This is a genomic window from Streptomyces sp. NPDC059248, from assembly GCF_042753905.1.
GTDB lineage: Bacteria > Actinomycetota > Actinomycetes > Streptomycetales > Streptomycetaceae > Streptomyces.
The window spans coordinates 1-26,717 of sequence record NZ_JBHYZV010000032.1 but is presented as its reverse complement, the minus strand read 5'-3'; the positions used below and the strand labels follow the sequence as shown (position 1 = coordinate 26,717).

The window sequence follows — 26,717 nt, the reverse complement described above, 5'->3', positions numbered from 1 at the left end:
TCCGCCGGCGCCGCCCCCGGGGTCAGACGCTCCGGGTGCGGCTGCGTTCGTAGGCGAGGAGCAGCGCGCCCTGGGCGGCCAGCACGGCCCCCGCGACCGCCCAGCCGCCGGCGCCCCGGCGCAGGCCCCAGACGGTCAGCGGCACCCCCACCGCGATCTGTGCCGCGCCGAGCACCTTGGGCGTGGTCCGGTCGCGGGGCTCCCGGAGCCAGTGGTCGAAGCTCTCCTCGACGGCGTGCAGCTCGGTCCGTACCGCGTCGCGCCAGCCCGCCCACTCCACGGTCTGCGCGCCGCGCGCCGCCGCGACCGCGTGCAGCCGGGCCGGGGTGCGGCCGGGGACGAGCCCCGGGGGCAGTTCGAGTCCGGCGCGGGAGAGCACGGCGACCAGGCCGCGCAGCCGGTCGGCGCCGTCCACGTCCCGGTTCTCCCGGGTGAGCGGGGCCAGCGCCTGGACGTCCATGACCGGGTCCAGGCCGAGCCGGGCCGCGAAGGTGGTGATCGCCTCGTCCTCGCCGACGGGGGTGCCGTCGGCGAGCCAGACGTAGCCGACGGGACGGCGGAAGCCCGAGGCGAGGGTGAAGCCGGCCCGTTCGGTGTCCCACCAGAGCGCCAGTACGGGTCTGCCGAGGCCCACCGCGACGGCCAGGGCTACGGCCCAGCCCGCCACGACCCGGTCGACGGGCTCGCCGTCCTGCCAGGCGGCGCCCTCCGGGACGAGGGCGCTCCACTCGGCGCCCGCCGGAACGAGCAGCTGCGGTTCGCGCAGGAGCTGGGCGGGCGAGCGTACGGCTGAGGACTCGGCCCGGCACAGGAGCAGAGCGCCCACGGCTGTCGCGTTCATACTCCTCACGCTAGGCCACTCATCCCGTTTTGACCGGTTGCGTACGGTGGCGGGGCGCGCGTCGCCGCCCGGTCGCCGCCCGGTCGCCGCCCGGTCGCCGCCCGGCCGCCGGGCACGGCGGGGCACGGCGGGGGCGCCGGGCAACCCCAAGACGCGATATAGCGTCTTCACGCACGAACGCGATATATTGCGTCTGCCCGGCAGAGGTCGGCCGTTACGGGAGGTCAAGGTCATGACGGAGTCGACATGGGAGGTCACGGAGCCGCGCCGGCTCGTCTTCGACGCCCCCGTGACCGCGCTCGACGTGCGGATCGTCAACGGAACGGTGAACGTCGTGGGGACCGACGAGGGTTCCGCGCGGCTGGAGGTGACCGCGATCGAGGGCCCGCCGCTGATCGTCACCCACGAGGACGGACGGCTGACCGTGGCCTACGCGGATCTGCCGTGGAAGAGCTGGCTCAAGTGGCTGGACCGCAAGGGCTGGCATCGGCGGGCGGTGGTGTCCCTGGCCGTTCCGGCGGGCGCGACCGTGGACGTCGGCACCGTCGGCGCGGGCGCGGTGGTCTCCGGGATCACCGGGGCCACGAGCGTCCGGGGCATCAGCGGGGAGACGACGCTCGTCCGGCTCTCGGGACCGGTCACCACGGAGACCGTGTCGGGCAGCCTGGAGGCCCAGTCCCTCACCGGCCGGCTGCGGTTCAACTCGGTCTCCGGCGATCTGACCGTCATCGAGGGCGCCGGATGCAGCGTCCGGGCCGAGACGGTCAGCGGCGACCTGGTCGTCGACCTCGCGACGCGCGACCGGGACGAGCCGGACGGGATCCCCGGCCCCGCCGGGATCCCCGAGCCCGCCGGGCCCACCGATCTGGCGCTCACCACCATCTCGGGGGAGGTCGCGATCCGGCTGCCGCACCCGGCGGACGCCGAGGTCAGCGCGGAGACGGCGGGCGGCGCGGTCTCCAGCGCCTTCGAGGATCTGCGGATCCAGGAGGAATGGGGAGCCAAGAAGGTCACCGGAACGCTCGGCGCCGGGACGGGGTCCCTGAAGGCGACGACCGTGTCCGGCTCCATCGCGCTGCTGCGCGCGCCGTCCGCGCCGTCCGCGCCGTCGACAGGGGGGACGGACAGGACCACCGGATCCGGGCCGGCGCCCCGGGAAGCCCAGGAAGAGGTGCTCTGACATGCCCCCCGTCTTCGCCCACGGCCGGCTGCGGCTCTATCTGCTCAAGCTCCTCGACGAGGCGCCGCGCCACGGTTACGAGGTAATCCGCCTCCTGGAGGAGCGGTTCCACGGGCTGTACGCGCCCTCGGCGGGCACGGTCTACCCCCGGCTGGCCAAACTGGAGGCCGAGGGCCTGGTCACCCATGCTACCGAGGGGGGCCGCAAGGTCTACTCGATCACCGAGGCGGGCCGGGCCGAGCTGGCGGGGCGCAGCGGCGAACTGGACGACCTGGAGCGGGAGATCCGCGATTCGGTCTCGGAGCTGGCGGCGGAGATCCGGGACGACGTACGCGGCGCGGCGGGCCGGCTCCGTAACGAGGTCCGCGCGGCCACCTCCCGGACGAAGTCCGCTTCGGACTCCTCCAAGGAGGAGTGGCGCAAGGCCACCCACGAGTGGCAGGAGCAGGTCAGAAAGGCCCGCGAGGAGGCCGGCCAGGCCCGCCGCCAGGCCAAGGAGGCCCAGGAGAAGGCGCGTACGGAGGTCGCCAGGATCGCCCAGGAGGTGCAGGAGCACGTCGCGCGGGGCGACTGGCCGACGGGCCTCCAGGAGGGGCTGACGGATCTGACCACCCGGCTCTCCGTCCACCTCGGCGGACTGCCGCGCGCTCCGTGGACACCCCAGCCGTCCCGGCCGGCGGAACAGACGGAGCAGGCGGAGCCGACGCCTCCGACACAGTCGTCGCGGCGGCCGGGACCGGAGGAGGCGTCGGAGCCCGCGCCGCCGGTCTGGCCGGAGGACCTGGCCACGACGGGCGACCCGGCGCGGGACCTCGAACGGCTGCTGGACCGTTTCCGCGACGACATCAGGGACGCGGCACGCGACCACGGAGTCACGGAGTCCCAGCTCGGCGAGGCCCGCCGCCATCTGTCGACGGCGGCGGCCCATATCTCGGCGCTGCTGCACGGGGCCCCGAAGCCGGGGAACGCCGAGCCGGGGACCGCGCGGCCGGGTGACACCGGGCGGCGGGACGCGTAACGGATCCGGGCGAGAAGGCTCAGGCGGTCGCGAGGGGGCTCAGGCGGTACGGGGCACGGCGCCCCCGGCCGTACCGCCGTCCCCGAACATCGCCCGCTCGACCGTCGCGTAGGTCGCGCCGTGGTCGGCGAGGACCTCGGAGACCACACCGGCGCCCGCCGTCAGGGCGAGCAGGAGGTGCTCGCCGCCGATCCTCCGGTCGCCGCGGCCCACGGCGATCCGGAGGGACTTCTTCAGGATCTCCTTGGCGGCGGAGGAGAAGGGCCGGCGGGCGGGGAGCATCCGGCGGCGTACGAACCCGGCCGGGGCGAGCGCGCCCCGGCCGTGCGCCGCCTCCGCGGTCGCCACCACCTCGTCCACATCGATCCCGAGCCCGGCCAGCGCCTCCGTCTCGGTCCTGGTGAGCCCGCCCCGGCGCCGGGCGTCGTGGAGCGCGGACTCCACGGAGTCGCGCCGGTCGGCGACCCCGAGAGCCGCGAGGGCGAAGTCGGTACGCGTCCCCCGCTGGTCGAGGAGGGCCAGCAGCAGATGCTCCTCGGTGACGGCCGCCGCGCCCGCGCGCTCGCAGTGCGCCACCGACTCCGTCACCACCCGACGGGCCTCCTGGGTGAACTGCTCGAACATCAACGCCTCCCGTGTTTCTTGTGCACGGCCTGCCGGCTGACCCCCAGCTCCGCGGCGATCTCCTGCCACGACCAGCCCTGATTGCGGGCGCTGCGGACCTGGACGGCCTCCAGCTGCTCCAGCAGCCGCCGCAGCGCGACGACCGCCCGCAGCCCTACCCGGGGGTCGCGGTCGCCCGCGCGCTCGGCCAGATCGGTTGCCTCAGTCATAACCGTCAATCTAGATTGACATCCTTGGGATGTCAACCCTGATTGACGTGAAGGGGCGGGGGCCGGGGTGCCGTCAGGGGGTGAAGACGATCTTCCCGAACAGTTCGCCCTCCGCCATCCGCGCGAACCCCTCCGGGGCCCGGTCCAGCGGAAGCACCCGGTCGATCACCGGCCGCACACCGGTCGCGGCGCAGAACGAGAGCAGATCCTCCAGCTCGTCCTTGGAACCCATGGTGGAGCCGACGACCTTGAGTTCGAGGAAGAAGATCCGGGTCAGCTCGGCATGGGCGGGCCGGTCGCCGCTGGTCGCCCCGGAGATCACCAGGGTGCCGCCGGGCCGCAGGCACTTCACGGAGTGCGACCAGGTGGCCGCGCCCACCGTCTCGATCACGGCATCCACCCGCCGGGGCAGCCGGGCACCCGGCTCGTACGCCTCCTCGGCGCCCAACTCCACCGCGCGGGCCCGCTTGGCGGGGTCACGGCTGGTGGCGAGCATCCGCAGCCCAGCCGCCCGGCCGAGCACGATCGCGGCCGTGGCGACACCGCCGCCCGCGCCCTGCACGAGCACCGAGTCACCCGGCCGTACGCCCGCGTTGGTGAACAGCATCCGGTACGCGGTGAGCCAGGCGGTCGGCAGACACGCCGCCTCCTCGAAGCTCAGCTCCGGCGGCTTGGGCAGCACGTTCCAGACCGGGACGGTGACGCGCTCGGCGAAGGTGCCCTGATAGTGCTCGGTCAGCAGGGACCGCGGCTCGCGGGGACCGACGCCGTGGCCCGACTGGCCGATCACGGAGTGCAGCACGACCTCGTTGCCGTCGGCGTCGACCCCGGCCGCGTCGCAGCCCAGGATCATCGGCAACCTCCCCTCGGGGAGGCCGACGCCCCGCAGGGACCAGAGGTCATGGTGGTTGAGGGACGCGGCCCTGACGGTGACGGTGGTCCACCCGTCCCGCGCCTCGGGCTCGGGCCGCTCCCCCAGCCGGAGGCCGTCGAGCGGGTTGTCACGGTCGATATGTGCGGCATAGGCGGCAAACATGCGCCCGACGATAGGCCGCGCGGCACCCCGAAGAAACCCGCCCCACACGTGACGGACGCCTCCCGCTGCGGGTTCCTGGTTTCCCGCGGGCTGCGGGTTGCTTCTGCGCCTCAGTCGCCGGCGGGGCTGTGGTGGGGGTGGCCGTTGCTCCGGGGGTTTGCGCGGGTGCTTGCTTGGCGCGGGTGGGGCCGGTCGGCTCCGGGGTGACCTCCTCGCCGTCGGCGGTGCGCGGCTCCTTGGAAACGCTGACCGCTTCCCTACCGCCGACGGCTGCGGGGGCCACCCCACATCCACCCGACCACCGCCACCCCGGCTTGTCCCTTGTCCCGGAGCCCGCCACGGGGGGAAGGTTTTCAGGGACGCGACCAACCACGGACGGCCCGCACCCAACCGCGAAGCGGAAGCATCCAGGGGCGCGGGGAACTGCGCGACAAGCCACAGACGGCGTGCACCCGAAACACAGCCTCGCCCGGAGGACCAAGCACTTCGCATGCGCGGTGCTGTGAGCATCCAGGGGCGCGGGGAACTGCGCGAGCAACCACCCACCGGCCCGCAGGCCGACGAACACCCGTGGGCGCCGGACGCGTCCGGTCCCGGGACCCCGGCCACGGGTAGCCAAGGCGCTGGGGGTCCCCCATCACCGGGCCGCAGGCCCAGCGGCGGCGGCGGGGGCGCCCGGAACGCCGAAGGGGCGCGGGCCCCGGGGCCCGGAAAGGGCCTGGGGGGCACGCGCCCCGTGACGGGTGGCGGCTCCGCGAAGGGCGGGCGCTCCGGGAGGCGGGTTACCCCGCAGCGGGAGGCGACCCGGCGGCGACGCCCTCCGCGCGGGCGGCCGCGGCAACGGCGGCCGTCACGGCGGGCGCCACGCGCTCGTCGAACGGCGAGGGAATCACACAGTCGGGCGCGAGCGCGTCGCCGACGACGTCCGCCAAGGCGTTCGCGGCCGCGATCTTCATGCCCTCGGTGATCCGGGACGCCCGCACCTGAAGCGCTCCCGCGAAGATCCCGGGGAATGCCAGGACGTTGTTGATCTGGTTGGGGAAGTCGCTGCGACCCGTCGCCACCACGGCCGCGTACTTGTGCGCGACGTCCGGGTGGACCTCCGGGTTCGGGTTGGCCATGGCGAAAACGAACGACCCCGGCGCCATGGAGGCGACCGCCGACTCCGGCACCGTACCGCCGGAGACTCCGATGAAGACGTCGGCGCCGGCCAGCGCGCTCTCCAGCGACCCGGTGAGACCGGCCTTGTTCGTCAGCTCGGCCAGCTCCCGCTTGACCGGCGTCAGATCGTCCCGGTCACGGCTGACGATGCCCTTGCGGTCGGCGACGGCCACATCGCCGAGACCGGCCTCCAGCAGGAACTTGGCGATGGCGACGCCCGCCGCGCCCGCGCCGGAGATCACCGCGCGCAGCTCGCCCAGCTCGCGCCCGGTGAGCTTCGCGGCGTTCCGCAGCGCGGCCAGCGTGACGACCGCGGTGCCGTGCTGGTCGTCGTGGAAGACGGGGATGTCGAGCCGCTCCTGGAGCCTGCGCTCGATCTCGAAGCAGCGGGGCGCGGAGATGTCCTCCAGGTTGATCCCCCCGAAGGAGGGCGCCATCCGGACCACGGTCTCGACGATCTCGTCGGTGTCCTTGGTGGCGAGCGCGATCGGCACCGCGTCCACGCCGCCGAACTGCTTGAAGAGGATCGCCTTGCCCTCCATCACCGGCAGCGACGCCTCCGGGCCGATGTCCCCGAGCCCCAGGACGGCGGTGCCGTCGGTGACGACGGCCACGACGCCGGACTTCCAGGTGTAGTCGTGGACGAGTTCCGGCTGCTCGGCGATGGCGGTGCAGACCTTGGCGACGCCGGGTGTGTACGCGAGGGACAGATCGTCCTTGTCCCGCAACGGCACGGTGGCCGCGACGGCCATCTTCCCGCCGCGGTGCAGGGCGAACGCCGGATCGAAGGGCTCCTCGGGGGCCGCCGCACCGGCCTCCCCCTCACCCCCGGGAACGGCGCCGGAACCGGCGGCCGCTTCGGTGGTCTCGCTGTCGCTGCGAGGATTGACAATCTCCGCTGCCATGTGGATTGACCCCTTAAATCTTCATCGGTTGAGGGTTTCCGCTCCTGGTGAGGAGGGGTGAGCGGGCACCGCGTACGGGCCCGGCCCCGGCGGTCCGAACCGCCCGGCCGAAGCAGCGCGCACGCGCGGGCGCGCCGCACACGCGCCCTGAGCCCCGGATGAGGGGTGTAAGAGTCCTTCTTACCGGAACGTGACCGTGGACGACGAGTCCATATCGCGCCAGGCGACCTGAATCGATACGACACGTCGTCCCTCACACGGAAAAATCATGACACGCCTGTTTCCGGCACTGAATACCGGCCGTGACCGGCCCGCTGCCGCAGATCTTCCGGCGGGAAGGAACGTTTCCCGCGAATGGTCCGGTCGCTCGGTACCGGCCTGCGGGGGTCGGGGGTCTCCCGTTATCCGATTTTGACATGCGCGGGCCCCTGAAGGTGCCCGTCCGAATGGCAAGATGCCGAAAACACACAAGGTCGCGGCGGTCGAAGACCCGCTCGAAGACCCGTTCCGGGGTGCACCCGGGACGCGTACGCGACCTGCGGCCCCGGCCGCGTACGCGACCCGCGCACTACCCGTGCGCGCCTCGTGCGCGACCCGTAGACCCGTACGCGACCAGAAGTGGCTGCCCACTGATACTCCGGAGGATCCCCGACATGACCGCACGCTTCATGCGCACCTCGACCGCCGCTCCGTGCCGGAAGTCCCGCTCCTCCCGGTTCGCCGCGGTCGGCGCCGTCGCGGTCGCCGGTTCCCTGCTGCTGCTGACCGGCTGCGGTGACCAGACCGACAGCGGTTCGAAGGAGAAGGGCAGCGGTGACAGCGCGGCCAGCAGCGCGCCGCTCTTCAACAAGCTGCCGGAGAAGTACCAGAAGTCCGGTGTCATCAAGGTCGGCACGAATGCCGAGTACGCCCCGATGGAGTCGGTCGAGAACGGCAAGATCGTCGGGGTGGACCCCGATATCGCCGCTGAGCTGGGCAAGAAGCTCGGGGTCAAGTTCGAGTTCACATCGGGCTCCTTCGACGGCCTGATCACGGCTCTCAACACCGGCCGCCACGACATCGCCATGTCGTCCATCACGGACAACAAGCAGCGCCAGGAGGGCCTGGACGAGAACGGCAAGAAGCTCGGCAAGGGCGTCGACTTCGTCGACTACTTCCTGGCCGGTACCGCCGTCTACACCAAGAAGGGCAACCCGCAGGGCATCAAGTCCATCGCGGACCTGTGCGGCAAGACCGCGGCCGTGCAGCGGGGCACCACCTACGAGAAGGCGCTCCAGACCCAGTCGAAGGCGTGCAAGGACGCGGGCAAGCCCGCGGTGAAGATCGAGCCCTTCGAGAACGACACCGAGGCGCAGACCCGGGTCAAGTCCGGCGGCGCCGCGGCCGGTGTCAACGACTACCCGGTCGCCCTGGACCTCTCCCGCAAGGCCGACAACGGCAACGCCTTCGAGGTCGTCGGCGAGCAGATCGACGCCGGCCCGTTCGGTATCGCGGTCAACAAGGAGAACACGGCGCTGCGGGACGCCCTCAAGGAGGCCGTCGACGCGATCATCGCGGACGGTTCGTACGCGAAGGTGCTGAAGAAGTGGGGCGCCGAGAGCGGGGCCATCGACAAGGCCGCGATCAACGGCGGCAAGTGACGCCGCGTCCGCCGTACCGCTCGTAACTCCTGATACGACTCCCCAGAAGGGCAGTCACCGTGACTGACAGTACCGAGAGCTCGCGCTCCGACATGTTCGCGAAGCCCGACCGGACCCCGGGCGCCGACCCGGCCGGGGCCCGGGTCGCCGAGGCGGAGCCCGAGGGCACTCCGCCCCCCGAGGCGATCAAGGCGATCCCCGTCCGCCATCCCGGCCGCTGGGTCAGCGGTGTCGTCGTCCTCGGCCTGCTGGCCGCCCTGGTCTACGCGTTCGCCACGGGCGACATCAAGTGGGGCACGGTCGGCGACATGGCCTTCGACCAGCAGGTGGTCGAGAGCGCGGGCAAGACCCTGTGGATCAGCGTCCTGGCGATGGCGCTGGGTGTGGTGCTCGGTGTGGTGCTGGCCGTGATGCGGCTCTCCAAGAACCCGGTGACCAGTACGGTCGCCTGGCTCTACATCTGGTTCTTCCGCGGCACCCCGGTCTACGTCCAGCTGCTGCTCTGGTTCAACCTGGCGCTGATCTTCGAGTACCTCAACATCCCGGGCGTCTACAAGGACGAGATGACGGACGTCATGACGCCGTTCATGTGCGCCCTGCTGGGTCTCGGCCTCAACGAGGCCGCGTATATGGCGGAGATCGTCCGGGCGGGTATCTCCTCGGTCGACCAGGGCCAGACCGAGGCGTCCCAGGCGCTGGGCATGACCCAGTCGAAGACGATGCGCCGGGTGGTCCTGCCGCAGGCGCTGCGGGTGATCATCCCGCCGACGGGCAACGAGTTCATCAATCTGCTCAAAACCTCGTCCCTGGTGTACGTGGTCACCTACGGCGAACTGATGCGGACCACCTCCCAGATCGGTTCGACCTCCTACGCCGTGATGGAGATGCTCTTCGTCGCGTCCCTCTGGTACATCGTGATGACCAGTGTGTTCAGCGTCGGCCAGTACTACCTGGAGCGGCGGTACGCCCGTGGCTCGCACCGCGCCCTGCCGCCCACCCCGTGGCAGCGCGTCAAGGCCAATCTCTTCTCCGGCTCCGGCCGTCGCACCACCGCCGCGGGAGGCACCCGATGAACGCCATGGTGAAGGCCGAGGGCGTCCACAAGTCCTTCGGCGCCGCCCATATCCTCAAGGGCATCGATCTGGAGGTGGCTCCCCGGGAGGTCTTCTGTCTGATCGGACCCTCCGGTTCCGGCAAGTCGACCTTCCTGCGGTGCATCAACCATCTGGAGAAGATCAACGCCGGGCGGCTGCACGTCGACGGCGAGCTGGTCGGCTATCGCCAGAAGGGCGACAAACTGTACGAACTCCGGGACAACGAGGTCGCCCTGAAGCGGCGCGACATCGGCATGGTCTTCCAGCGGTTCAACCTCTTCCCGCATATGCGGGCGGTGGAGAACATCATGGAAGCGCCGATGCAGGTCAAGGGCGAGTCCCGGATCGTGGCCCGGGAGCGGGCCCTGCGGCTGCTGGACCGGGTCGGCCTCGCCGACCGCGCCGAGCACTATCCGGCGCAGCTCTCCGGCGGCCAGCAGCAGCGGGTGGCGATCGCCAGGGCGCTGGCCATGGAGCCCAAGCTGATGCTCTTCGACGAGCCGACGTCCGCCCTCGACCCCGAGCTGGTGGGCGATGTGCTGGACGTGATGCGCGATCTCGCCCAGGACGGGATGACGATGATCGTGGTCACCCATGAGATGGGCTTCGCCCGCGAGGTGGGCGACGCGCTGGTCTTCATGGACGACGGGAAGGTGGTCGAATCCGGCCATCCCCGGGATGTGCTGACGGACCCCCGGCACGAGCGGACCAAGTCGTTCCTGTCGAAGGTCCTCTGACCCGGTGTACGGCGGGGGCGGTACGGAACTCTCCGTACCGCCCCCGCCGTCGTTTCCGCCCCGGCTATCTGATCGCCAGGACGAGTCCGTCCGACGGCGAGGACCACACCGTCCTGGCCTCGCCGAACCCGGCGGCCAGCAGGGTCTCGGCGTGCCAGCCCGCGGACGGGGTCTCGCCGTCGGCGTGCTCCCCGTAGATCTCGAACCGGTGGGCGGTGGGTCCGGCGAGTACGGGGTCCTGGGCGGCGACGGCCCACCACTCGGCCCAGTCCAGGGCTCCGGCGCCCTTCGCCCGGTCCATCGCGGCGTGCCGGCGGGCGCGCTCGGCGGCGTTGATCCGGGGGGTCGTGCGGTCGATCATCCGGTCGGCGTTCATCAGCACACCGCCGTCCCGTACGAGCCCGGCGAGCTGTCCGTAGAGGGTGGCGAGGGGGCCGGAGCGCAGCCAGTGGAGCGCGGTCGCGGTGAGGACGGCGTCGTAGGTGCCATGGGGCAGCGCCGCGGTCCAGCCGGGGTCGGTCAGATCGGCGGTGACCAGCTCGACCCGGTCGTCGCCGTGGAAGGTGCCGCGGGCGATGGCCAGCAGGGCGGGGTCCAGATCGACTCCGGTACTCGTCGCGCCGGGGAACCGTCGCAGCAGCCGGTCCGTAATACTTCCCGTACCGCACGCGAGATCCAGCACCCGCGGCTCGGTGCCGACCGTGGCCTCGACCATGTCGAGCATCACCCGGAACCGCTCCTCGCGGTCGGGCATGTACCACTCCTGCTGGCGGTCCCAGCTCTGCTGCCAGGCCGCCCAGTCCGTCACCTGCCCCGTTTCGGTCTCCGACACGGAAGCTCTCCCTCCAGAACACACCCGTAATACCCTGATACGAGAAACGCCCATTACGTCCCCCGCCCCGACCCTAGACCGACCCGGTAAGGACTACAAGTGGAACTGGCCTATTACGCGGAAGCTGCCGTACGTCTGGTCAACACCGAGGAGCCCGTACGCGGCAAGGACGCCCTCGTCTCGGTGGAGGCGATCCGGGAGCTGTTCGGCCCGGACTCCCAGGCCGCGCGCAGGGCCGGGGACGCGGACGTGACCCGGTTCCGTGCGGTACGGGGACGGCTGCGGGCGGTCTTCACCGCGGCCGACGAGGGCGACGAGGTCCGCGCCGTCGACCTCCTCAACTCCCTGCTGCTGGAGTTCCCGGTCAGCCCGCAGATCTCGGGACACGATCAGCGCGACGCCGACGGCAGGCCCGACTGGCATATGCATCTGGCCGAGCATCCCTCGAACGCCACGGCCGGATACGCCGCGATCGCCTCGATGGGCCTGGCGATCCATCTGACGGAGTACGGCGTCGACCGGCTCGGCATCTGCCAGGCGGCACCCTGCCGCAACGCCTATCTCGACACCTCGACCAACCGCTCCCGCCGCTACTGCTCGGACCGGTGCGCGACCCGCGCCAACGTGGCCGCCTACCGGGCCCGCAAACGCCTGGAGACCGAACGGTCCGAACGCACCGAGCGGACCGGGCGGAGCGCGGAGAGCAGCCAGCCGACCGCCGCCCGCGGCGAGCGCTGACCCGGCTCCGGCGGGCGGTACCGCGCCCGGACCCGGCCGAGCAGCAGGTCGTACGGCACCGTACCGAAGACCCGGCTGTCGCCCTCGGCGCCCGGATTGTCCCCGAGCACCCACCAGCCGTCGTCCCGCCGCTCCACCAGCCGCTTCACGATCAGCAGGTCCTGCTGGAGGGGATGGCGCAGTACGGCGACGTCCCCCGGCCGCACCGGCGCGCCGTAGTGCACCAGCAGCCGGTCCCCGTGGCGCAGCGTCGGATACATCGAAGGCCCCGCCACCTCGGCCAGCCCGAACGGCGCCGGTGTCGCCCGCCCCGGCTCACTCATCCGCCACCTCCGCGTCCCAGCTCCTGTCCGGCGCTTCCCCGGCACACCCCACGGTACGTTCCGCCGGGGGTCCCATGATGGCCCGGGACTTTTGTCGTAAGCCCCAGGGGCACCGGCGAAAAGCGCTCCCCCACGGAGTAATGTCCCCTCTTGAGAAGACGATCACGAGGAAGGACAGCTCCATGCTCTCCCGCCTGTTCGCACCCAAGGTGAAGGTCAGCGCCCACTGCGACCTCCCCTGCGGTGTCTACGACCCGGCCCAGGCCCGTATCGAGGCCGAGTCGGTCAAGGCCGTCCAGGAGAAGTACCAGGCCAACGAGGACCCCCACTTCCGCGCCCGCGCCACCGTCATCAAGGAGCAGCGCGCCGAGCTCGCGAAGCACCACATCTCGGTGCTCTGGAGCGACTACTTCAAGCCGCCGCACTTCGAGAAGTACCCGGAGCTGCACCAGCTGGTGAACGACACCCTCAAGGCCCTCTCGGCCGCGAAGGCGTCCACCGACCCGGCGACGGGCCAGAAGGCGCTGGACCTCATTGCCGAGGTCGACAAGATCTTCTGGGAGACGAAGAAGGCCTGACCTTCTTCCCCACGGCCGGCCCCCGCGCCGACCCGCACCGCCGACCGCACCCGGTCCGCCCCACCGCCACGGCGGCTACGGCGGCCCGGGTGCCGTCGTTCGTGTGTCCGAGGACGAGCTGAACCCGCTCGGCGGGCTTCCGCCCCTCGCGGGCCCGGGCAGTTCCTCCATCCACGTCCGAGCCTCGGTCAAGTGCTCGACCTGAAGCCCGACACGGGGGTCGGGCTGGATCAGCAAGGTTGCCGCGCCACGGGTGGTGCGCTCCGCCGCCCAGGCGTGGTCGAGGCCGGTGAAGTCGTCGTCGATCCAGACGGCGGGGGCGTTGCCCAGCCAGGCGTCGACGTGGTCGCGCTTCCAGAGGTAGCCGTTGGGGTGGCTGGTGGTGATCCGGGGACGCGGCAGGTCGACGTGTGGCAGCGGCGGGAGACCGAGGAGGGGGCCGATCAGGGTGGTGGCGTCCTGTCGCCAGCTGGTGCACCAGACCGGCGTGACAAGACCCGTACCGATCACGTCCATGAGCGCGAGACCGTGGTCGGGGTCGAGCCAGACGGTGACCGGGTCGTCGGCACTCCGGCCGGTAGGGACGACATCGTGGCGGGCATGGGTAGCCGGGGTCGAGCCGTCCGCGTCGGGGAAGGGGATGAGGACTCCGTCGATGTCGAGGAGCAGGTAGGGCGGGCGCATCGGTTCCTCCCAGGAAGCCGGGCGAATGACCGGTCAGAGCTTGCGAGCGCGGATCAGCAGGGTGGTAGGCCGGCGGCCCGTGCGGGAGTCGTGGAACTCCTGAACCGAGGTGAGCCGGAAGCCGGCCCGGCTGAGGTGCTTGTCCCAGCGGTCGGTGCCGAACTCCCAGCGGGCGATGGGGAGCCGGGTGCGGTCGGGGAGGGCGACGAAGTCGCGGCGGGGCCGATCGTCGCCGGAAGGGCTGTGACCCTCGCGCTGCGGGTGCGGAACGGAGAAGGCGAGCACTCGGCCGGGCATGAGGTGTTGGGCAATGGCCGGCAGCAGGAGCTCGGGAGCGACGATCCCTACGGCGCCGAAGACGGAGTAGATCGCGTCGAACTGCTCGTCGGAGGCATACAGGTAGTGCAGGGCGTGGTCGGCGACGAAGCCGAGGCGGTTCAGCCGTGCGTAGTGGAAGCGGGCACGGCGGACCTGGAGGCCGACCAGGTCGACGCCTGTGACGTGAGCACCCTGGCGGTTGGCGAGGTGGGCGGCGTTGTGGCCGGGGCCGCAGCCGAGTTCCAAGAGGTGCTCGCCGCGCAGATCGGGGCCGAGGATCTCGGCTCCCGGCCCTTGGCCGGGTCGCGTGGTCCATGCCATCTGGACGGGTGGGGTCAGGGGTTCGGCGGGCCCGGCCGCGATGCGCTGGAGGGCGTGGGTGTGCCACGGGGACGCCTGGGCGGCAAGCACGTCAGATCTCCTGCAGTCGAAGGACATCGGCCAGATGGCGGCGGACCGCCTTGAGATAGGCGGGGTCGGTGGCCGGGTCGTCGATCCATCGGATGGCCTGCTCCATGAACCATTCGACGGCCCACATGCGGTGCCAGCCGAGCGCCCAGTTCTCGGCGGTGAGCCCGCCACGCGGGGCGAGGGCGTCGGGGGTACCGCCGGCGGTGACGTACTGCTCCAGGAACACGCGCAGGCGCACGGGGTGCGGAGGCTCGATGGTGCCGTGCCAGCCGGCGAGATCGAGCAGGCCGGGGCCTGTGAAGGCGCGGGCGAAGTCGAGCAGCCGCCAGCCGAGCTCGCCGATGTGGAGGCTGGTGGGGTGGAACTCGGAGTGCACCCACCCGAAGGGCGCCGTCGTCGCCCCGGTCGAGCGAGCATCGGCGGCCCGGGCGATACGGTCGAGCGCGTCCTCGACGTCGTCGGCGTCCTGCCACCGGTCGACCTTGCGCAGCCGTTCGAGATGCTCCAGCGCCCGGGTCGGCAGCGTCCGCAGCCGCTCCTGGTCGAGGACCGGCAAGGCGTGAGCCGTACGGGTGCCGTGCAGGACCACGGCCGCGGCGACGCCGTCGAGATCGTCGGCCTCGCGGACGGAGGGTCCGAGGTCCTCCATGAGCATGCCGAGCCAGCCGTCCAGGACGGCGGAGGCGTGGACCTGGGGGACGGGTACGCCGAGGGCGCGAGCCAGGCGAAGGGCTCGGTCTTCGCGGTCGAACGGCTTCTTGGCGTACTTGAAGACGGCCGTGCTGCCGTCTGGGAAGGTCACGCGCTCGACGCCGGACATGGACCACACGCGCACCTCCTCCCGTACGGCAGTGATCCGGCCGGTCGCGGTGAGCAGGTTGTCGAGGAGTTCGGTGCCGGGGTTCGTGATCATGTGAGGCCTCCGGGGAGGGGTGGTGGCGTCCGGGGCGGGCAGGACGGCGTCGGCCCGCCCCGGAGCCCGATCGGGTGGTGGGCTACGCGACGGAGGTCACGCGATAGGCGTAGACCTGCTTGATCCAGTCCGCCTTGAACGCGGCGAGGTCGTCGCGGAAGTTCGTCATCGAGGCACCGTAGGGGGCGACGACGCCGCCGGACTGGTCCGGCACTGACTGGCAGCCGTGCACCAGACGCCCGCCGAGCGCGGCATGGGCCTTGATGGACTCGATGCGGCGGTGCTCGTTGAACCATCCGCCGTGGTACACCTCGTCGAGCATCCCGCCCATCTCGTCGTCCAGATCGAAGACGACGGAGGTGGCGGCGGGAAAGAACCAGCACGGGCCGACGTTGGAGATGTGCCCGTCCAACTCGACCTTGTTGAGCGCCATGAGCGTGGCCGCCTCGCGGAGCATCCGCAGGTGATCGGCGGTGATCTGTGGCAGCCCGAGCCCGTCGAGGTTCTCGTCGCGGAACAGATACGAGTACACCTCGTACGCGGTGGCCAGGACCCGGGCCGCATGGGAGGTGGACTCACCGTGGTTCCTGACGAAGTCGAGCGCGAGCTGCTCGACCGCGCTCTCGGTCGTCTCGTCCACGTTCAGGAGCTGGGCCTTGACCAGCTCCCAGTCGACAACGAGCCACGTGCTCGACTCGAAGCGGAAGAAGTACTCGGCCGGGTCGATCGAGATGCGCCGGCCCTCGGTTCGGATGCCCGGCAAGCGGCTCCAGCGCTGATCGAACGCTTCCGGCAGCTCGACCGTGATGGCCGTGGTGTCAATGCTGGTCACCATGTCTCCGTCTCTGATCGGCCGGGTCACGGCAAAGGGATGCCCAAACCCGGAGTGGGCTTACAGAACTTTGAAGGCCGCCCGGAATCCCGAGGAGAGCCCGGGTCGCGGTCGGACGCTCCGGACGGCTGTCATTAAGTGAAACCGTCATCACACAGAGTGGGTACGGTGGGGACGAGGCCAACCCGTATACGCGGTATACAGCCTCGGAACGGAGGAGGTCATGGCGGCACTCGGCAAACCCAACATCCCCCTGCGTGAGGTCATCGAAGGGATCGGCTGCACGTACGACGCTCTGGCCAGGGACCTGCGCCGGATCGCTGCGGAGAACGGCGAGATCCTTCACACCAACAAGTCGGCGGTCTCCCACTGGGTCAACGGCACACGACCGACGGGCCGGACGGGCCACTACCTCGTTGAGGCCCTTTCTCGCAGGTCGGGTCGGACCGTCACGCTCACCGAAATCGGCCTGCGCGATCCCGACGTTGCCATACCTGCCGACCCCGATCCCGTCGTCACAGTGACCGAACTGGGCCGGGCCGACGTCGAACGCCGCCGTTTCCTCGCCATCGCGGCCTTCACCAGCGTCGGTGTCGCCATGCCGATCGGCTACGACCACGAAGCCACCGCCCGCATGCTCCGCGCCCGCACCGGCACGTCCCTGGTCGGCGCGGAGGACGTGGACGTCGTGCGCCAGATCACTGCGGCTTTCAGCGCCGCCGACGAGCGCCTCGGCGGCGGGCACGGTCTGACAACTGTCACCGCCTACCTGGCCGATACCGCCGCCCCCATGCTCCGCGGACGCTTCCCCGGCGAAGCCTTACGCCGGGCCGCCTTCGGCGCCGTCGCCGAACTCACCTACCTCGCAGGGTGGAAGCACCACGACCTCGGCCACGAAGGCGCCGCCCAGCGCTACTACCAGGTCGGATATCAACTCGCCTGCGAAGCCGACCCCCACGGCCACGCCGCCTGGATGATGCGCACCCTCGCCCACCAGGCCCTCAGCCTCAAGCAGCCACGCCACTGCGTCGACCTCGTCGAAGGTGCCCTGCGCACAGGTCTCGGCCACGTCGACGGCCGGACCGAGGCTCTCCTGCACATCACCCACGCCCGCGCCTACGCGGCCGTCGACGAGCACCCCTTGGCCGCGCGGGCCCTGCTCGCTGCCGAAGACGCCCTTCTCCGCGACGCCGGCCCTCAGCCCAGCTACTCCCGCGTAAGCGGCCCCGCCGCGGGCACCGTGGCCAGTCACACCGCCCGCACCTTGACCGATCTCGCCGACCACATCGGCACCGAACGACAGCACCGCGACGCCCTCACCCGCTGGGATCCCGTGAAGTACAAGCGCGTGCACGCCCTCACCCATGCCGACCTCGGCGACAGCCTCGCCGCCCAGGCCCGCGCCGATGAGGCCGTCGCAGCCTGGGCCCAGGCCCTGGTCCTCATGGAGGGCATGACCTCCGACCGCACCCGCAAGGCGATCACCTCGATCCGCTCCACCCTCGCGGTCTACCAGCGCCGCCGCGTCCCCGGCGCCGCCGATCTCGCCCGCCGCGCCCGCGAAGCGCTCGCCTAACATGCCCGACAACCCGTCCGACGAAGGGAACCCAGTGATCCAGCGGAGCGACGATCAGCCGAAGGCCCTGAATCCTGCGCTCGAATCCATGACCCTGCTGGTCGCCGCAGTCATCGTCCACGACAGGGCCACCAACCGCGTCGTCCTCCTCCAGCGCAGCGAGAACGCCAAGTTCGCCCAGGGCATGTGGGACCTCCCCGTCGGCAAAAGCGAGCCGGGCGAACCCATCACCGAAACCGCGGTCCGCGAGCTCTACGAGGAGACCGGCCTCACGGTGAAGCCCGAGTCCCTCAAGGTCGCCCACATCATCCACGGCGCCTGGGGCGTCGAAGCCCCCCATGGCTTCCTCACCGTCGTATTCGCCGCCCACGAATGGACCGGCGAACCCGAGAACCGCGAACCCCGCAAGCACTCCCAGGTCCGCTGGACCGATGCCGACGCAGTACCCGACAATTTCGTCGGCACTACTTCAAGCGCACTTCACAGATACCTCGCGGAAGGCCCGGAGGTCTCCCTCGAAGGCTGGCATTAGAAAGTCAACTGCGGCCTGATCGACCATCAGGGCGCCCCTTCACTCCATATCAGCGGAATTTCTTCGGGAGATCAGAAAAATGGCATGACAATCGGCGACCTTCCTTGGCCGATCCCTGGACGCCGCCGACCAAGGGCTGACGGGTGAGTCCGGCAGTCGCCCGGAGAGCGTGGCTCCCACGCTCGCTCGCGCAACCGCGCCGACCCGCACCGCCGACCGCACCCGGTCCGCCCCACCGCCACGGCGGCTACGGCGGCCCGGGTGCCGTCGTTCTCGCCCGGACCGGACGCGGCGGGTTTCGGACGAAGTAGTCGTCGGCGTCCTCCTGATCGCCGGTCATCAGGCTCGCGAGGGCCCGGGGCTCGTCGGCGCCGAGGAAGTAGGGGCCGGTGTGGTGCAGATAGAAGAAGCGGCCCGTGTCGTCCAACAGGACGATGCCGTTCTCGGCCGTCTCCCAGCCGACGGGGAAGAGCCGGCGGCCCAGGTTCTCCGCCAGTTCGGTGATCAGCTCGGCGTCGCCTTCGTAGCCGAAGGTGGGATCGGCCCGGAACCTCCGCTCGGGTGCCAGGGGCACCGGGAGCTCCAGTCCGGTGTAGGAGGCGACGAAGCGGTGTACCTCGGCCCAGGGCAGCAGGGGAAAGCCCTGGTCGGCGGAGCCGCGTACCCGGACCTCGATCAGCCGGCCGGCGGTCGCCCCCTGTTCGGGCTCCTCCTCGCGTCCGGGCCGCCAGCCGTTGGCTCGCAGCCAGGCGCCGGTCTTCTCGGGCGGGCGCCGACTCGGCAAGGTGCGCCTCCTTCGGCGGGTCCGGAGTGCGGCGGGCTCCCCACCCCGGACAGCCGGGCACGGTCAGACGAAGTAGTCGTCGGCGTCTTCGAAGTCGCTGCTCTGCCAGCCGATGATCCCGCCGTACTTCCCGGTACCGAGGTAGTAGTTCCCGCCCCAGTGCAGATAGAAGAACCGGTCGGACGGATCGACCACCACCACACCGCTGTCGTACGTGTCGAGGGCGACGGGGAACAGCTCCGTACCGAGATTCCCCGCCAGCTCCGCCAGCTCCTCGGCGTCACCCTTGTTGGTGAGCCAGGGCGTGAAGACGGCGAACTCCTCGGGGCCCGTGCCGATGAGGGCCTTGAGTCCCAGATACTCCCGGATGAAGGCCAGGGCGGGGGCGGACGGTGCGATGTCCAGCCCCTGGGCCCGGTACTGCCCCACCACCTTGTCGACGGCCTCGGCCACGGCCGCGTCACCGACGTCCCGGCCCGGGTGCCAGCCCGCACCGGTGAGCCAGGCGTCGACCTCTTCCACGGTCTTGAGGATGGGCATGTGTCGCTCTCGCTCTATCGATGTGCCGTGACGCCGATCAGGGGAAGCACCTGGGTGCAGGATCTGCACGGCGGCTTGTAGTCACCATGGTTCTTGAACCCCGTGGGGTCATCCTGTTCGCCGATCTGAAGAGTGTAGACGAGGGAGCCGTCCATGGCCCGGCGGATGTCCTCCGGGGTGCTGATCGTGATCCCGTCGCGCTGCTCGATGTGTTTGAGCCGGTCGGAGACCAACGCCATCTCGGCGCACTTTCCGTGCCCTCCGCCCGGCCGGTCCCCTCGTGATTCCATATCGGCCTTCACCTCGTCCAGGATCTTCTGAAGTTCGGGGTGGTTGTCGAGTTGTTTCTGGCCGTGCTTCTGCTTGGAACTCGAATGGGCCGTCAGGGTGCCCTCGTGCAGCAGGCCCCCCGCGCAAGCCTTGTCCAGCTTGTCCTTCCCCGGCGTGTTCGTGTGTCCGCCGGCGGCGCTCTGCGCCTCGTTCGCCAGCTGCCGTGTCTCCCGTTCGAGCGCGGCCCGCTGCTGTTCCGGCGTGAGGCCGTTGACGTCCAGGGCGTCGCGTCGATGATGCTTCATCTTTCCGGCGCTCTGGCCGTGCCAGCCCGGTTGCGGATTCAGCGGGCGGCCGTTGGGGTTCTGACCGCCGCCGGAGCCGCCGCCGTTGTTGTTCCCCCCGCCACCGCCGCCACCGCCGCCGCCCGCTCCCCGACCGCCTCCGGGGTCGGCGCCGTCGACCTTGTTGCCCTTGGCGATGCTGTCGCGGGCGTCGTGGTCCTTGCCCCGGTGGACCTTGGAGCCCTGGCCGATCGCGTCGGGGATGTCCTTGCCGACGTGCTTGCCCAGATGGCCATGGCCCTTGACCAGCTTCTCGACCACACCCTCGATCGTGGTGTCGAGAACAGCCGTCAGGGAATCCCTGCCCTTCGCCCGGCCGTGCGCGCCCTTCGCCTTGCCGATCTTCCCCGCGGCCCGGGTCTCCATCGACACCTGGACATTCGCCAGCTTCCCGCCCGTACTGCCGTGCGCGTCGTGATCGATCCTCGGACCACCACCCGGACCCGGACCCGACCCGCCACCCGCCGAGTTCAGCTGAAGACCGCCCTGGCCACCCTGCTCACCCGCGACATCCATCGCCGTCGCGATCACCAGATCCGTCACGATCGACTCCAGCGCGGCCACCGCCGGCTGCGTCAGAATCGCGGTGATCTCCGCGACCGCCGCCTCCGCCATCTCCCTCATGATCGTCTTGAACGCGATCCGGGTCGCGACGATCTTCCCGCCCGCCAGCAAGGCCGTCAGACCCATCGTGAACGGCGCCGCCGCCAACGCGATCCCCACCGTCGCCGCCAGGTCGGCCAGTTCCGCCACCGCCGCGATCTTCCGCGCCACGATGATGTCCGCCACCCGGTCCAACGCCGTCGCGATCAGCCGCGCCGCACCCGCCAGATCCCTGTTCTTCCCCTGCACCTTCTTCCAGTGCAGATCCAGCGCCTTCAGCGACTCGCTCGACCCCGTCGACAGCAACCGCTGAACGTGCTCATGCGCACTCCCCGCATCGTCGTCCGCGTCATCCGCGAACTCCCGCAACGCCACCGCCATATCCCGGTAAGCGTCCTCATCGACATTCGGCCACCCCACACCCACGATGTCCAACATCGTGTCGACACCCTCGGGAATCGTGTAACCCATTGCCGCCCCCGTTCTCGCTCTTCCCTCAGGAAGGACCGTGGCGAGAATGCCACGGTCCTCCATGACCGGCCAACCGATTCCCTTCCCCGTAGGGGTGATGCGTACAGCGGTCACCCGCGAGTGAAGGCGGGGCGTATCGGCCCGGAACTCCCGTGCTCCGATGGGACGATCAGCTCAACGATCAGCACAACGATCGGCTCAGATCGGCTCAGATCTGCTCAACGTCCGGCGACCGGACGGATCATGGCTGATCAGGACATACGGAGAAAGGGAGTCGGAATCGATGCGGTGGACCGTCCACGGAGAGCGGCAGATCTACGCCAATCCCTGGGTGAATCTCTGGCTGGTGGACGTAGAGCAGCCGGACGGGGACCGGTTCGACCATCACGTGGTCCGGATACGGCATCTCGCGGTCGCCGCCGTCGTGGACGACCGGCGGCGGGTCCTGATGATGTGGCGGCATCGTTTCGTCACCGATACCTGGGGCTGGGAGCTGCCCATGGGGCTGATCGAGGCGGGTGAGACCCCGGAGCAGACCGCGGTACGCGAGGTGGAGGAGGAGACAGGCTGGCGGGTGGAGAGCCTCAAGCCGCTGCTGTACGCGCAGCCCGCGAACGGGATCACCGACTCCGAGCACTTCATCTTCCGGGGTGAGGACGCGACGTACACCGGGCCGCCGGTCGAGCGGAACGAGACCGACCGGATCGAGTGGATCCCGCTGTCCGAGCTGCGGGGAATGATCGACCGCCGGGAGATCGTCAGCGGTCCCACACTCAACGGAGTGCTCTATCTGCTGCTGGACGAGGCCACCCCCGAGCACGCCCGCATGCCCCCGGCCGACTTTTCGCAGTAACCACTCAGGTAACTTGCACCCCAGTTATTGCGTTACACATCAGGAATTCAACGTGGGGAGGGCCCGTGGGGGCGGGAAAGAGACGGTTGTGGTGGGGCGGCGGCGCGGTGGCGGCCGGGGTAGCCGGGGTACTCGTGATCCAGGGGGTGGCCGGCGGACCGGGCGGCAGCGGTGGTGGGAAGAACGGCGCCAAGGCGGAACCCCCTCGTACGGAGGCACGGGCCACCGGCCTCCGGGTCGCCGACGACGGCACCTCCGCCGCGCTCCCCCGGCAGGACACCGAGCCGTTCAGCATGCTCGGTGTGACCTGGACCGATCCGGCCGCGCGGATCACCGGCACCGTCGAGGTGCGGACCAAGTCCGCGGCGTCCGGTAAGTGGACCGGCTGGCGGCGGCTGGCGGGCGACCACGCCCTGCTGGGCGACGCCGGGGGCCGCGGCGGTACGGATCCGGTCTGGGTCGGGCCGTCCCGGGGCGTGGAGGTACGCGCCACGGCCGGTGGCGCCGTGACCAAGCTGCCCGGCGGGCTGCGGCTCGACATGGTCGACCCGGGCACCGGTTCCGTGACCGCCATGGAGCCCGCGGCGTACGCGCGCCCGCTCACCGACACCGAGGCCGGTACGGACGATACGGCGGGTACGGAGACCGCCCCCGCGGCCGGGAACCCGGCCGGGACCACGGCCGGGGACACGGCCGGGACCGGAACCCCGGCCACCGATCCCGCCGCGTCCACCGCGCCGGCCGAGACCCCGGCACCGACGCCGTCCACCGAGCCGCCCGTACCGCAGCCGACCGGCCCGACGCCCGGCACCACCCCGTCCACCACCCCGTCCGCCACGACACCGACGGTGGCGCCGACCCCGACCCCCGGCCCGCCGTCGACCGCGCCCCGCCCGCCGATCACCGACCGCGCGGGCTGGCAGGCGGACGAGTCGATGAGCCCGGAGGCCCCGGCCTATCTGCCGGAGGACAGGGTGAAGGCCGTCACGGTCCATCACACCTCCGAGACGAACGACTACACCTGCGCCCAGTCGCCCGCCATCGTCCGCGGCCTGTACGCGTACCACGTCAAGGGACGCGGCTGGAAGGACATCGGCTACCACTTCCTGGTCGACAAGTGCGGCAATGTCTTCGAGGGCCGCAAGGGCGGGATGGACCGGCCGGTGGTCGGCGCCCACGCGTACGGCTTCAACAGCGAGACCACCAGCGTCTCGATCCTCGGCAACTTCATGCAGACTCCCGCGCCGCAGCCGGCCCTGAACGCGGCGGCCGGGGTCGCCGCGTGGAAGCTCGGCCAGTACGGCGTGGACCCGGCCGGGAACTCCGTTCTGACCGCGGCCGCCGCGGGCGGCAACCTGGCGGGCCGCAAGTGGACCCAGGGCGCCCGGCTGACCTTCCCCACCATCCACGGCCACGGTGACGTCTATGCCACCGAGTGCCCGGGCAAGCATGTGTTCCCGCAGCTCAAGACCATCCGTGAGCTGGCGGGCGGCGCCGTGTCCGGACTGTCCCTCACCTCCGTGACGGGCGGTGGCACGGTCGGCGCCACGACCTATGTCAAGAACGCCGCCACCGTGAACTGGAAGGCGACGACCCCGGCCGCGCTGATCGGCAGGTACGAGGTCCTCGTCAACGGCAAGGTCGCGGCGTCCACCCCGGGCACCGCGACCTCCGCCCGGGTCACCCTCGCCGCGGGCACCCACCGGGTGGAGGTCCGCGCCACCCATATCTCCCGCAAGACCGTGACCTCGGCCGCCCGTACCGTCGTCGCCGACACCACGGCCCCGGTGTTCTCCACCCGGCCGTCCGTCGCCCTGCGTCCCGGCACGGCGAGCGCCACGGCCGTCCCGGTCACCCTGGCCTGGAAGGCCGGCGACGCCCGGGCGCTGAAGGACGTCCGGCTCACCAAGCCGACCGCCGCCGTCCACGGCCCGACGGTGACGAGCGCGCCGCTCACCGCCAAGCCGGGCACGGCCACCACCTGGTCGCTGACCGCCTACGACCAGGCGGGCAACTCCACCGCGGCGTCCGTCGCCGCGACCCCGGTGATCCTCCAGGAGTCCCAGGCCGTACGGACCGGTTCCTGGTCGACCAAGTCGTCCTCCGGTTACCTCGGCAAAAAGTCGTACAGCAGCTCCACCAAGAACGCGTCCCTGACGTGGTCCTTCACGGGCCGCTCGGCCGGCTGGGTGGTGTCGCGCGCCGCGACCTCGGGCCAGGCGTCGATCTATGTCGACGGCAAGCTGGTGAAGACGGTGGATCTGCGGTCCACGGCGACCAAGTTCCGGGATGTGATCTGGAGCCAGACCTGGGCGAGCAGTGCCAAGCACACGGTGAAGATCGTCGTCACCGGAACGGCCAAGCGGCCCACCGTCACCACGGACGGTCTGTTCTACCTCCGTTAGCGGGTGTCATCCGGAAGGTGCTTCCGGAAGGCTCCTTCGGAGGATGTCTTTACCCCGTGCCCGGCCCCGGAACCCCGGCGGCCGGGCACGGTCGTTCCGGGGTCCTCCCGGCCCGCGTGGGTCAGGCGGCCGGGACCGCCGGCCGGAAGCTCTTGTTCCGGCGGAGCCATTGCCGGTACGCGGCGGAGCCCTCCGCCACGTCCCGGTACGCGCTCTCCAGGTCGCCGTACACCCCCTCGTCGCGTTCCGGTTCGCCCGGACCCGTGACCAGCAGCAGCCGGACCGCCAGCGGGTCGCCGCGGAGCGGGCGGATGGCCATGTCGCCGCGCGGGTCGGAGGTCGGCTGGCAGGGGGCGACGCCCTCGCCGACGGCGATCAGCGCGGCGGCCGTGTGATAGTCGCCGTGCAGGAGCTGGGGATCGATTCCGGCCGCGGCGAGCACCCGGCGTACCCCCTCCCATTCGCCGTCGACCGTGGGGTCGACGATCCAGCGGTCCCCGGCGAGATCGGCCAGATCGACGACCGGGGCCGCGGCGGCCGGATGGTCCCGGGCCATCGAGACGAACTGCGGCTCGCGTTCGACCAGGACCCGGACCGCGAGTCCGGGCGGGACCGTCAGCGGGCAGCCCTCCACCTCGTGGACGAAGGCGACGTCGAGCTGGCCGGCGGCGACCATCCTCAGCAGCGCGTTCGGCGAGACGTCCATATGCAGGGAGATATCCGTACCGGGCAGTCGGCGGCGCAGCCGGCCGAGCCAGCCGGGCAGGGCGCGGCTGGCGGTGGATCCGATCCTCAGCCGGGGGCCCGCCGCGCGGGCGACCGCCGCCTTCGCCTCCGCCACCAGGGCCCCCATTTCGGCCACCAGGGGCCGGGCCCGGCTCAATAAGGCCCGGCCGACGGGAGTCGGCCTGCATCCGGTGCGCTGCCGCGAGAACAGCTCGGCTCCGAGGGAGTTCTCGATACGGCGCAACTGCGTGGTCAACGACGGCTGGCTGACGCCCAGTCGGCGGGCGGCCTGGTGCAGGCTGCCCGTGTCCGCGATGGCGCACAGCGCGCGGAGGTGTCTCACCTCGAGCTCCATGACTGGAGAGTAGGACCGCTCCGCCCGGCCACACCAGACGCACAGTCCCGGCGCACCACCGCAAAAACCGGCAAAGAAAACAACAAACGGAACCACTTGGCCCGCATAACGGACAGTGACAGTGACCACAGCCGGGGCCGGTGCGAACCGCCGCGTACGGCTGTGTGAACCTGGGGTGAACGGGCCCGTCGCCCCCTGCCGCGGCCCGCCGCCGACGGGTTGGTGAACGCCCGGCGAGCGGCCAGGACCTCCGCCGCGGCCTCCCGGGCGGAACGGGGTGAACGGGGCGGCGATAACACCGCGTTATCGCCGGTTGGCATCATCCCAAGCAGCAGTGGTTCCTCGAAACTCCGTACGAACCCGTTCAACGGACGAGTAGGAGCCCCCCATGCGTCACCCCCGAACCGTCCTGGCCGCCGCGCTCGGCGTCGGCCTCGCCGCGGCACTCGGCGCCACCCCCGCCACCGCGGCCACCACAGCCACTCAGTCGGCCGCCTCCCCCACGGCCGACTCCGCCACCACCTCGATCACGGCCAAGGCGCTGAGCGCGGCCTGGGCGTCGTACGAGGGCTCGGGCGAGGACGCCCGTGCCACCGAGGCGTTCTTCAAGGCCGTACAGAAGTCCGTCGCCGAGAAGCGGGCCGCCAACCCCGGCGCCCGTGCGGTGACCGTCACCTACGGCACCGCCGGAGCGCCGTCCTTCCGGAGCCAGATAGCCCGCTCCACCCAGGTGTGGAACGGCACGGTCGCCAACGTCCGCCTCCAGGAGGGCCCAAACCCCAGCTTCACCTACCGCGAGGGCAACGATCCGCGCGGCTCGTACGCCAGCACCGACGGCCACGGCCGCGGCTTCATCTTCCTCGACTACCGGCAGAACCAGACCTACAACTCCAACCGTGTCACCACCCACGAGACCGGCCATGTCCTCGGACTGCGGGACAACTACCGCGGCCCGTGCAGTGAGCTGATGTCCGGCGGCGGCCCCGGCCCGTCCTGTCAGAACGACATCCCGAACTCGGCCGAGCGCAACCGGGTCAACCAGCTGTGGGCCAACGGCTTCGCCGCGGCGAACCGCGCCCGATAGCCCGTTAGGGCGTTTCTTAGCGATCACCTCGCGGCCCAGATGTGGATGGCCGCGAGGTGTAGGGCTGCCCGGTAGATCGTTGCCGTCTTGTCGTAGCGGG

Annotated in this window: 27 protein-coding genes; 12 read left to right on the top strand and 15 right to left on the bottom strand. The window is 71.0% G+C overall.

Annotated features, from left to right (window positions below; translation table 11 throughout):
* Positions 1–22 precede the first annotated feature (22 nt).
* Positions 23–841, bottom strand: coding sequence for a hypothetical protein (locus tag ACFXG1_RS16125; protein ID WP_384743011.1), 819 nt, complete (start codon positions 839–841; stop codon positions 23–25).
* Between the two features lie 232 nt (positions 842–1,073).
* Between ACFXG1_RS16125 and ACFXG1_RS16120 the strand changes: the two genes are divergently transcribed.
* Both ACFXG1_RS16120 and ACFXG1_RS16115 read left to right on the top strand, forming a co-directional pair.
* Positions 1,074–2,021: a DUF4097 domain-containing protein gene (locus ACFXG1_RS16120; protein WP_384719811.1), complete on the top strand. Its 948-nt coding sequence runs from the start codon at positions 1,074–1,076 to the stop codon at positions 2,019–2,021.
* A 1-nt stretch (position 2,022) separates the two neighbouring features.
* Positions 2,023–3,039 (top strand): helix-turn-helix transcriptional regulator, encoded by a 1,017-nt coding sequence (locus tag ACFXG1_RS16115; RefSeq protein WP_384719813.1) that lies wholly within the window; start codon positions 2,023–2,025, stop codon positions 3,037–3,039.
* A 39-nt stretch (positions 3,040–3,078) separates the two neighbouring features.
* On the opposite strand, the gene ACFXG1_RS16110 is transcribed toward ACFXG1_RS16115, so the two are convergent.
* From ACFXG1_RS16110 to ACFXG1_RS16095, 4 genes are all read right to left on the bottom strand, one after another.
* Positions 3,079–3,663, bottom strand: a complete 585-nt coding sequence (locus ACFXG1_RS16110) for a Clp protease N-terminal domain-containing protein (protein WP_384743007.1) — start codon at positions 3,661–3,663, stop codon at positions 3,079–3,081.
* Entirely contained in the window at positions 3,663–3,872 is a 210-nt protein-coding gene (locus ACFXG1_RS16105; protein ID WP_384719817.1) for a helix-turn-helix domain-containing protein, read from the bottom strand. Before ACFXG1_RS16105 ends, ACFXG1_RS16110 begins: the two co-directional genes overlap by 1 nt.
* A gap of 73 nt (positions 3,873–3,945) precedes the next feature.
* Positions 3,946–4,908 (bottom strand): zinc-binding dehydrogenase, encoded by a 963-nt coding sequence (locus ACFXG1_RS16100; protein ID WP_384743004.1) that lies wholly within the window; start codon positions 4,906–4,908, stop codon positions 3,946–3,948.
* Positions 4,909–5,690: 782 nt separating this feature from the next.
* Positions 5,691–6,974, bottom strand: a complete 1,284-nt coding sequence (locus ACFXG1_RS16095; RefSeq protein ID WP_384743001.1) for an NADP-dependent malic enzyme — start codon at positions 6,972–6,974, stop codon at positions 5,691–5,693.
* Positions 6,975–7,627: 653 nt separating this feature from the next.
* On the opposite strand from ACFXG1_RS16095, the gene ACFXG1_RS16090 reads away from it, so the two are divergent.
* The 3 genes from ACFXG1_RS16090 (at position 7,628) to ACFXG1_RS16080 (ending at position 10,445) form a co-directional block, all read left to right on the top strand.
* A complete protein-coding gene (locus ACFXG1_RS16090; protein WP_384719297.1) occupies positions 7,628–8,614 on the top strand; it encodes an ABC transporter substrate-binding protein in 987 nt (328 codons plus the stop codon).
* A gap of 92 nt (positions 8,615–8,706) precedes the next feature.
* Positions 8,707–9,687 carry an amino acid ABC transporter permease gene (locus ACFXG1_RS16085; protein ID WP_384719299.1) on the top strand — a complete coding sequence of 327 codons (981 nt, stop codon included), beginning with the start codon at positions 8,707–8,709 and terminating at the stop codon, positions 9,685–9,687.
* 5 nt (positions 9,688–9,692) lie between these two features.
* Positions 9,693–10,445 carry an amino acid ABC transporter ATP-binding protein gene (locus ACFXG1_RS16080; RefSeq protein ID WP_384719301.1) on the top strand — a complete coding sequence of 251 codons (753 nt, stop codon included), beginning with the start codon at positions 9,693–9,695 and terminating at the stop codon, positions 10,443–10,445.
* A gap of 64 nt (positions 10,446–10,509) precedes the next feature.
* On the opposite strand, the gene ACFXG1_RS16075 is transcribed toward ACFXG1_RS16080, so the two are convergent.
* On the bottom strand, positions 10,510–11,331 hold the full coding sequence (locus tag ACFXG1_RS16075) for a class I SAM-dependent methyltransferase (RefSeq protein WP_384742998.1): 822 nt from the start codon (positions 11,329–11,331) through the stop codon (positions 10,510–10,512).
* 45 nt (positions 11,332–11,376) lie between these two features.
* On the opposite strand from ACFXG1_RS16075, the gene ACFXG1_RS16070 reads away from it, so the two are divergent.
* Positions 11,377–12,015 carry a CGNR zinc finger domain-containing protein gene (locus ACFXG1_RS16070; protein WP_384719285.1) on the top strand — a complete coding sequence of 213 codons (639 nt, stop codon included), beginning with the start codon at positions 11,377–11,379 and terminating at the stop codon, positions 12,013–12,015.
* On the opposite strand, the gene sodX is transcribed toward ACFXG1_RS16070, so the two are convergent.
* Positions 11,910–12,338: a nickel-type superoxide dismutase maturation protease gene (gene sodX / locus ACFXG1_RS16065; RefSeq protein WP_384719287.1), complete on the bottom strand. Its 429-nt coding sequence runs from the start codon at positions 12,336–12,338 to the stop codon at positions 11,910–11,912. The two genes, ACFXG1_RS16070 and sodX, sit on opposite strands and share 106 nt — an antisense overlap.
* Before the next feature lie 182 nt (positions 12,339–12,520).
* On the opposite strand from sodX, the gene sodN reads away from it, so the two are divergent.
* Complete coding sequence (gene sodN / locus ACFXG1_RS16060) at positions 12,521–12,916, top strand: superoxide dismutase, Ni (RefSeq protein WP_384719289.1); 396 nt, start codon at positions 12,521–12,523, stop codon at positions 12,914–12,916.
* Positions 12,917–12,991: 75 nt separating this feature from the next.
* Here the strand turns inward: sodN and ACFXG1_RS16055 are convergent, their stop codons facing one another.
* The 4 genes from ACFXG1_RS16055 to ACFXG1_RS16040 all read right to left on the bottom strand — a co-directional run bounded on the left by ACFXG1_RS16055 (position 12,992) and on the right by ACFXG1_RS16040 (position 16,074).
* Positions 12,992–13,600, bottom strand: coding sequence for an HAD domain-containing protein (locus ACFXG1_RS16055; protein ID WP_384719291.1), 609 nt, complete (start codon positions 13,598–13,600; stop codon positions 12,992–12,994).
* A gap of 33 nt (positions 13,601–13,633) precedes the next feature.
* On the bottom strand, positions 13,634–14,356 hold the full coding sequence (locus ACFXG1_RS16050; RefSeq protein WP_384742993.1) for a class I SAM-dependent methyltransferase: 723 nt from the start codon (positions 14,354–14,356) through the stop codon (positions 13,634–13,636).
* Positions 14,331–15,242 (bottom strand): phosphotransferase family protein, encoded by a 912-nt coding sequence (locus ACFXG1_RS16045; RefSeq protein ID WP_384719295.1) that lies wholly within the window; start codon positions 15,240–15,242, stop codon positions 14,331–14,333. The genes ACFXG1_RS16050 and ACFXG1_RS16045 overlap by 26 nt, the downstream gene beginning before the upstream one ends.
* Before the next feature lie 82 nt (positions 15,243–15,324).
* A complete protein-coding gene (locus ACFXG1_RS16040) occupies positions 15,325–16,074 on the bottom strand; it encodes a hypothetical protein (RefSeq protein ID WP_384718480.1) in 750 nt (249 codons plus the stop codon).
* 223 nt (positions 16,075–16,297) lie between these two features.
* Here ACFXG1_RS16040 and ACFXG1_RS16035 point away from each other — a divergent pair, with 223 nt between their 5' ends.
* Positions 16,298–17,650 (top strand): tetratricopeptide repeat protein, encoded by a 1,353-nt coding sequence (locus ACFXG1_RS16035; protein WP_384718478.1) that lies wholly within the window; start codon positions 16,298–16,300, stop codon positions 17,648–17,650.
* A 1-nt stretch (position 17,651) separates the two neighbouring features.
* The gene (locus ACFXG1_RS16030) at positions 17,652–18,182 is read left to right on the top strand and encodes an NUDIX domain-containing protein (RefSeq protein WP_384718476.1); all 531 of its coding nucleotides are present in this window, start codon (positions 17,652–17,654) and stop codon (positions 18,180–18,182) included.
* Between the two features lie 247 nt (positions 18,183–18,429).
* Here the strand turns inward: ACFXG1_RS16030 and ACFXG1_RS16025 are convergent, their stop codons facing one another.
* From ACFXG1_RS16025 to ACFXG1_RS16015, 3 genes are all read right to left on the bottom strand, one after another.
* On the bottom strand, positions 18,430–18,966 hold the full coding sequence (locus tag ACFXG1_RS16025; protein WP_384718474.1) for an SUKH-3 domain-containing protein: 537 nt from the start codon (positions 18,964–18,966) through the stop codon (positions 18,430–18,432).
* Between the two features lie 63 nt (positions 18,967–19,029).
* Positions 19,030–19,506: an SUKH-3 domain-containing protein gene (locus ACFXG1_RS16020; protein ID WP_384718472.1), complete on the bottom strand. Its 477-nt coding sequence runs from the start codon at positions 19,504–19,506 to the stop codon at positions 19,030–19,032.
* A gap of 14 nt (positions 19,507–19,520) precedes the next feature.
* Complete coding sequence (locus ACFXG1_RS16015; protein ID WP_384742987.1) at positions 19,521–21,194, bottom strand: YwqJ-related putative deaminase; 1,674 nt, start codon at positions 21,192–21,194, stop codon at positions 19,521–19,523.
* A gap of 283 nt (positions 21,195–21,477) precedes the next feature.
* Here ACFXG1_RS16015 and ACFXG1_RS16010 point away from each other — a divergent pair, with 283 nt between their 5' ends.
* Positions 21,478–22,047, top strand: a complete 570-nt coding sequence (locus tag ACFXG1_RS16010) for an NUDIX hydrolase (RefSeq protein ID WP_384721031.1) — start codon at positions 21,478–21,480, stop codon at positions 22,045–22,047.
* A gap of 65 nt (positions 22,048–22,112) precedes the next feature.
* Positions 22,113–24,452, top strand: coding sequence for an N-acetylmuramoyl-L-alanine amidase (locus tag ACFXG1_RS16005; protein WP_384721034.1), 2,340 nt, complete (start codon positions 22,113–22,115; stop codon positions 24,450–24,452).
* Positions 24,453–24,573: 121 nt separating this feature from the next.
* Here ACFXG1_RS16005 and ACFXG1_RS16000 read toward each other — a convergent pair whose 3' ends face one another.
* Positions 24,574–25,533, bottom strand: a complete 960-nt coding sequence (locus tag ACFXG1_RS16000; RefSeq protein ID WP_384742983.1) for a LysR family transcriptional regulator — start codon at positions 25,531–25,533, stop codon at positions 24,574–24,576.
* Positions 25,534–25,921: 388 nt separating this feature from the next.
* Between ACFXG1_RS16000 and snpA the strand changes: the two genes are divergently transcribed.
* Positions 25,922–26,617 carry a snapalysin gene (snpA, locus tag ACFXG1_RS15995; protein WP_384723649.1) on the top strand — a complete coding sequence of 232 codons (696 nt, stop codon included), beginning with the start codon at positions 25,922–25,924 and terminating at the stop codon, positions 26,615–26,617.
* Positions 26,618–26,717: the final 100 nt, after the last annotated feature.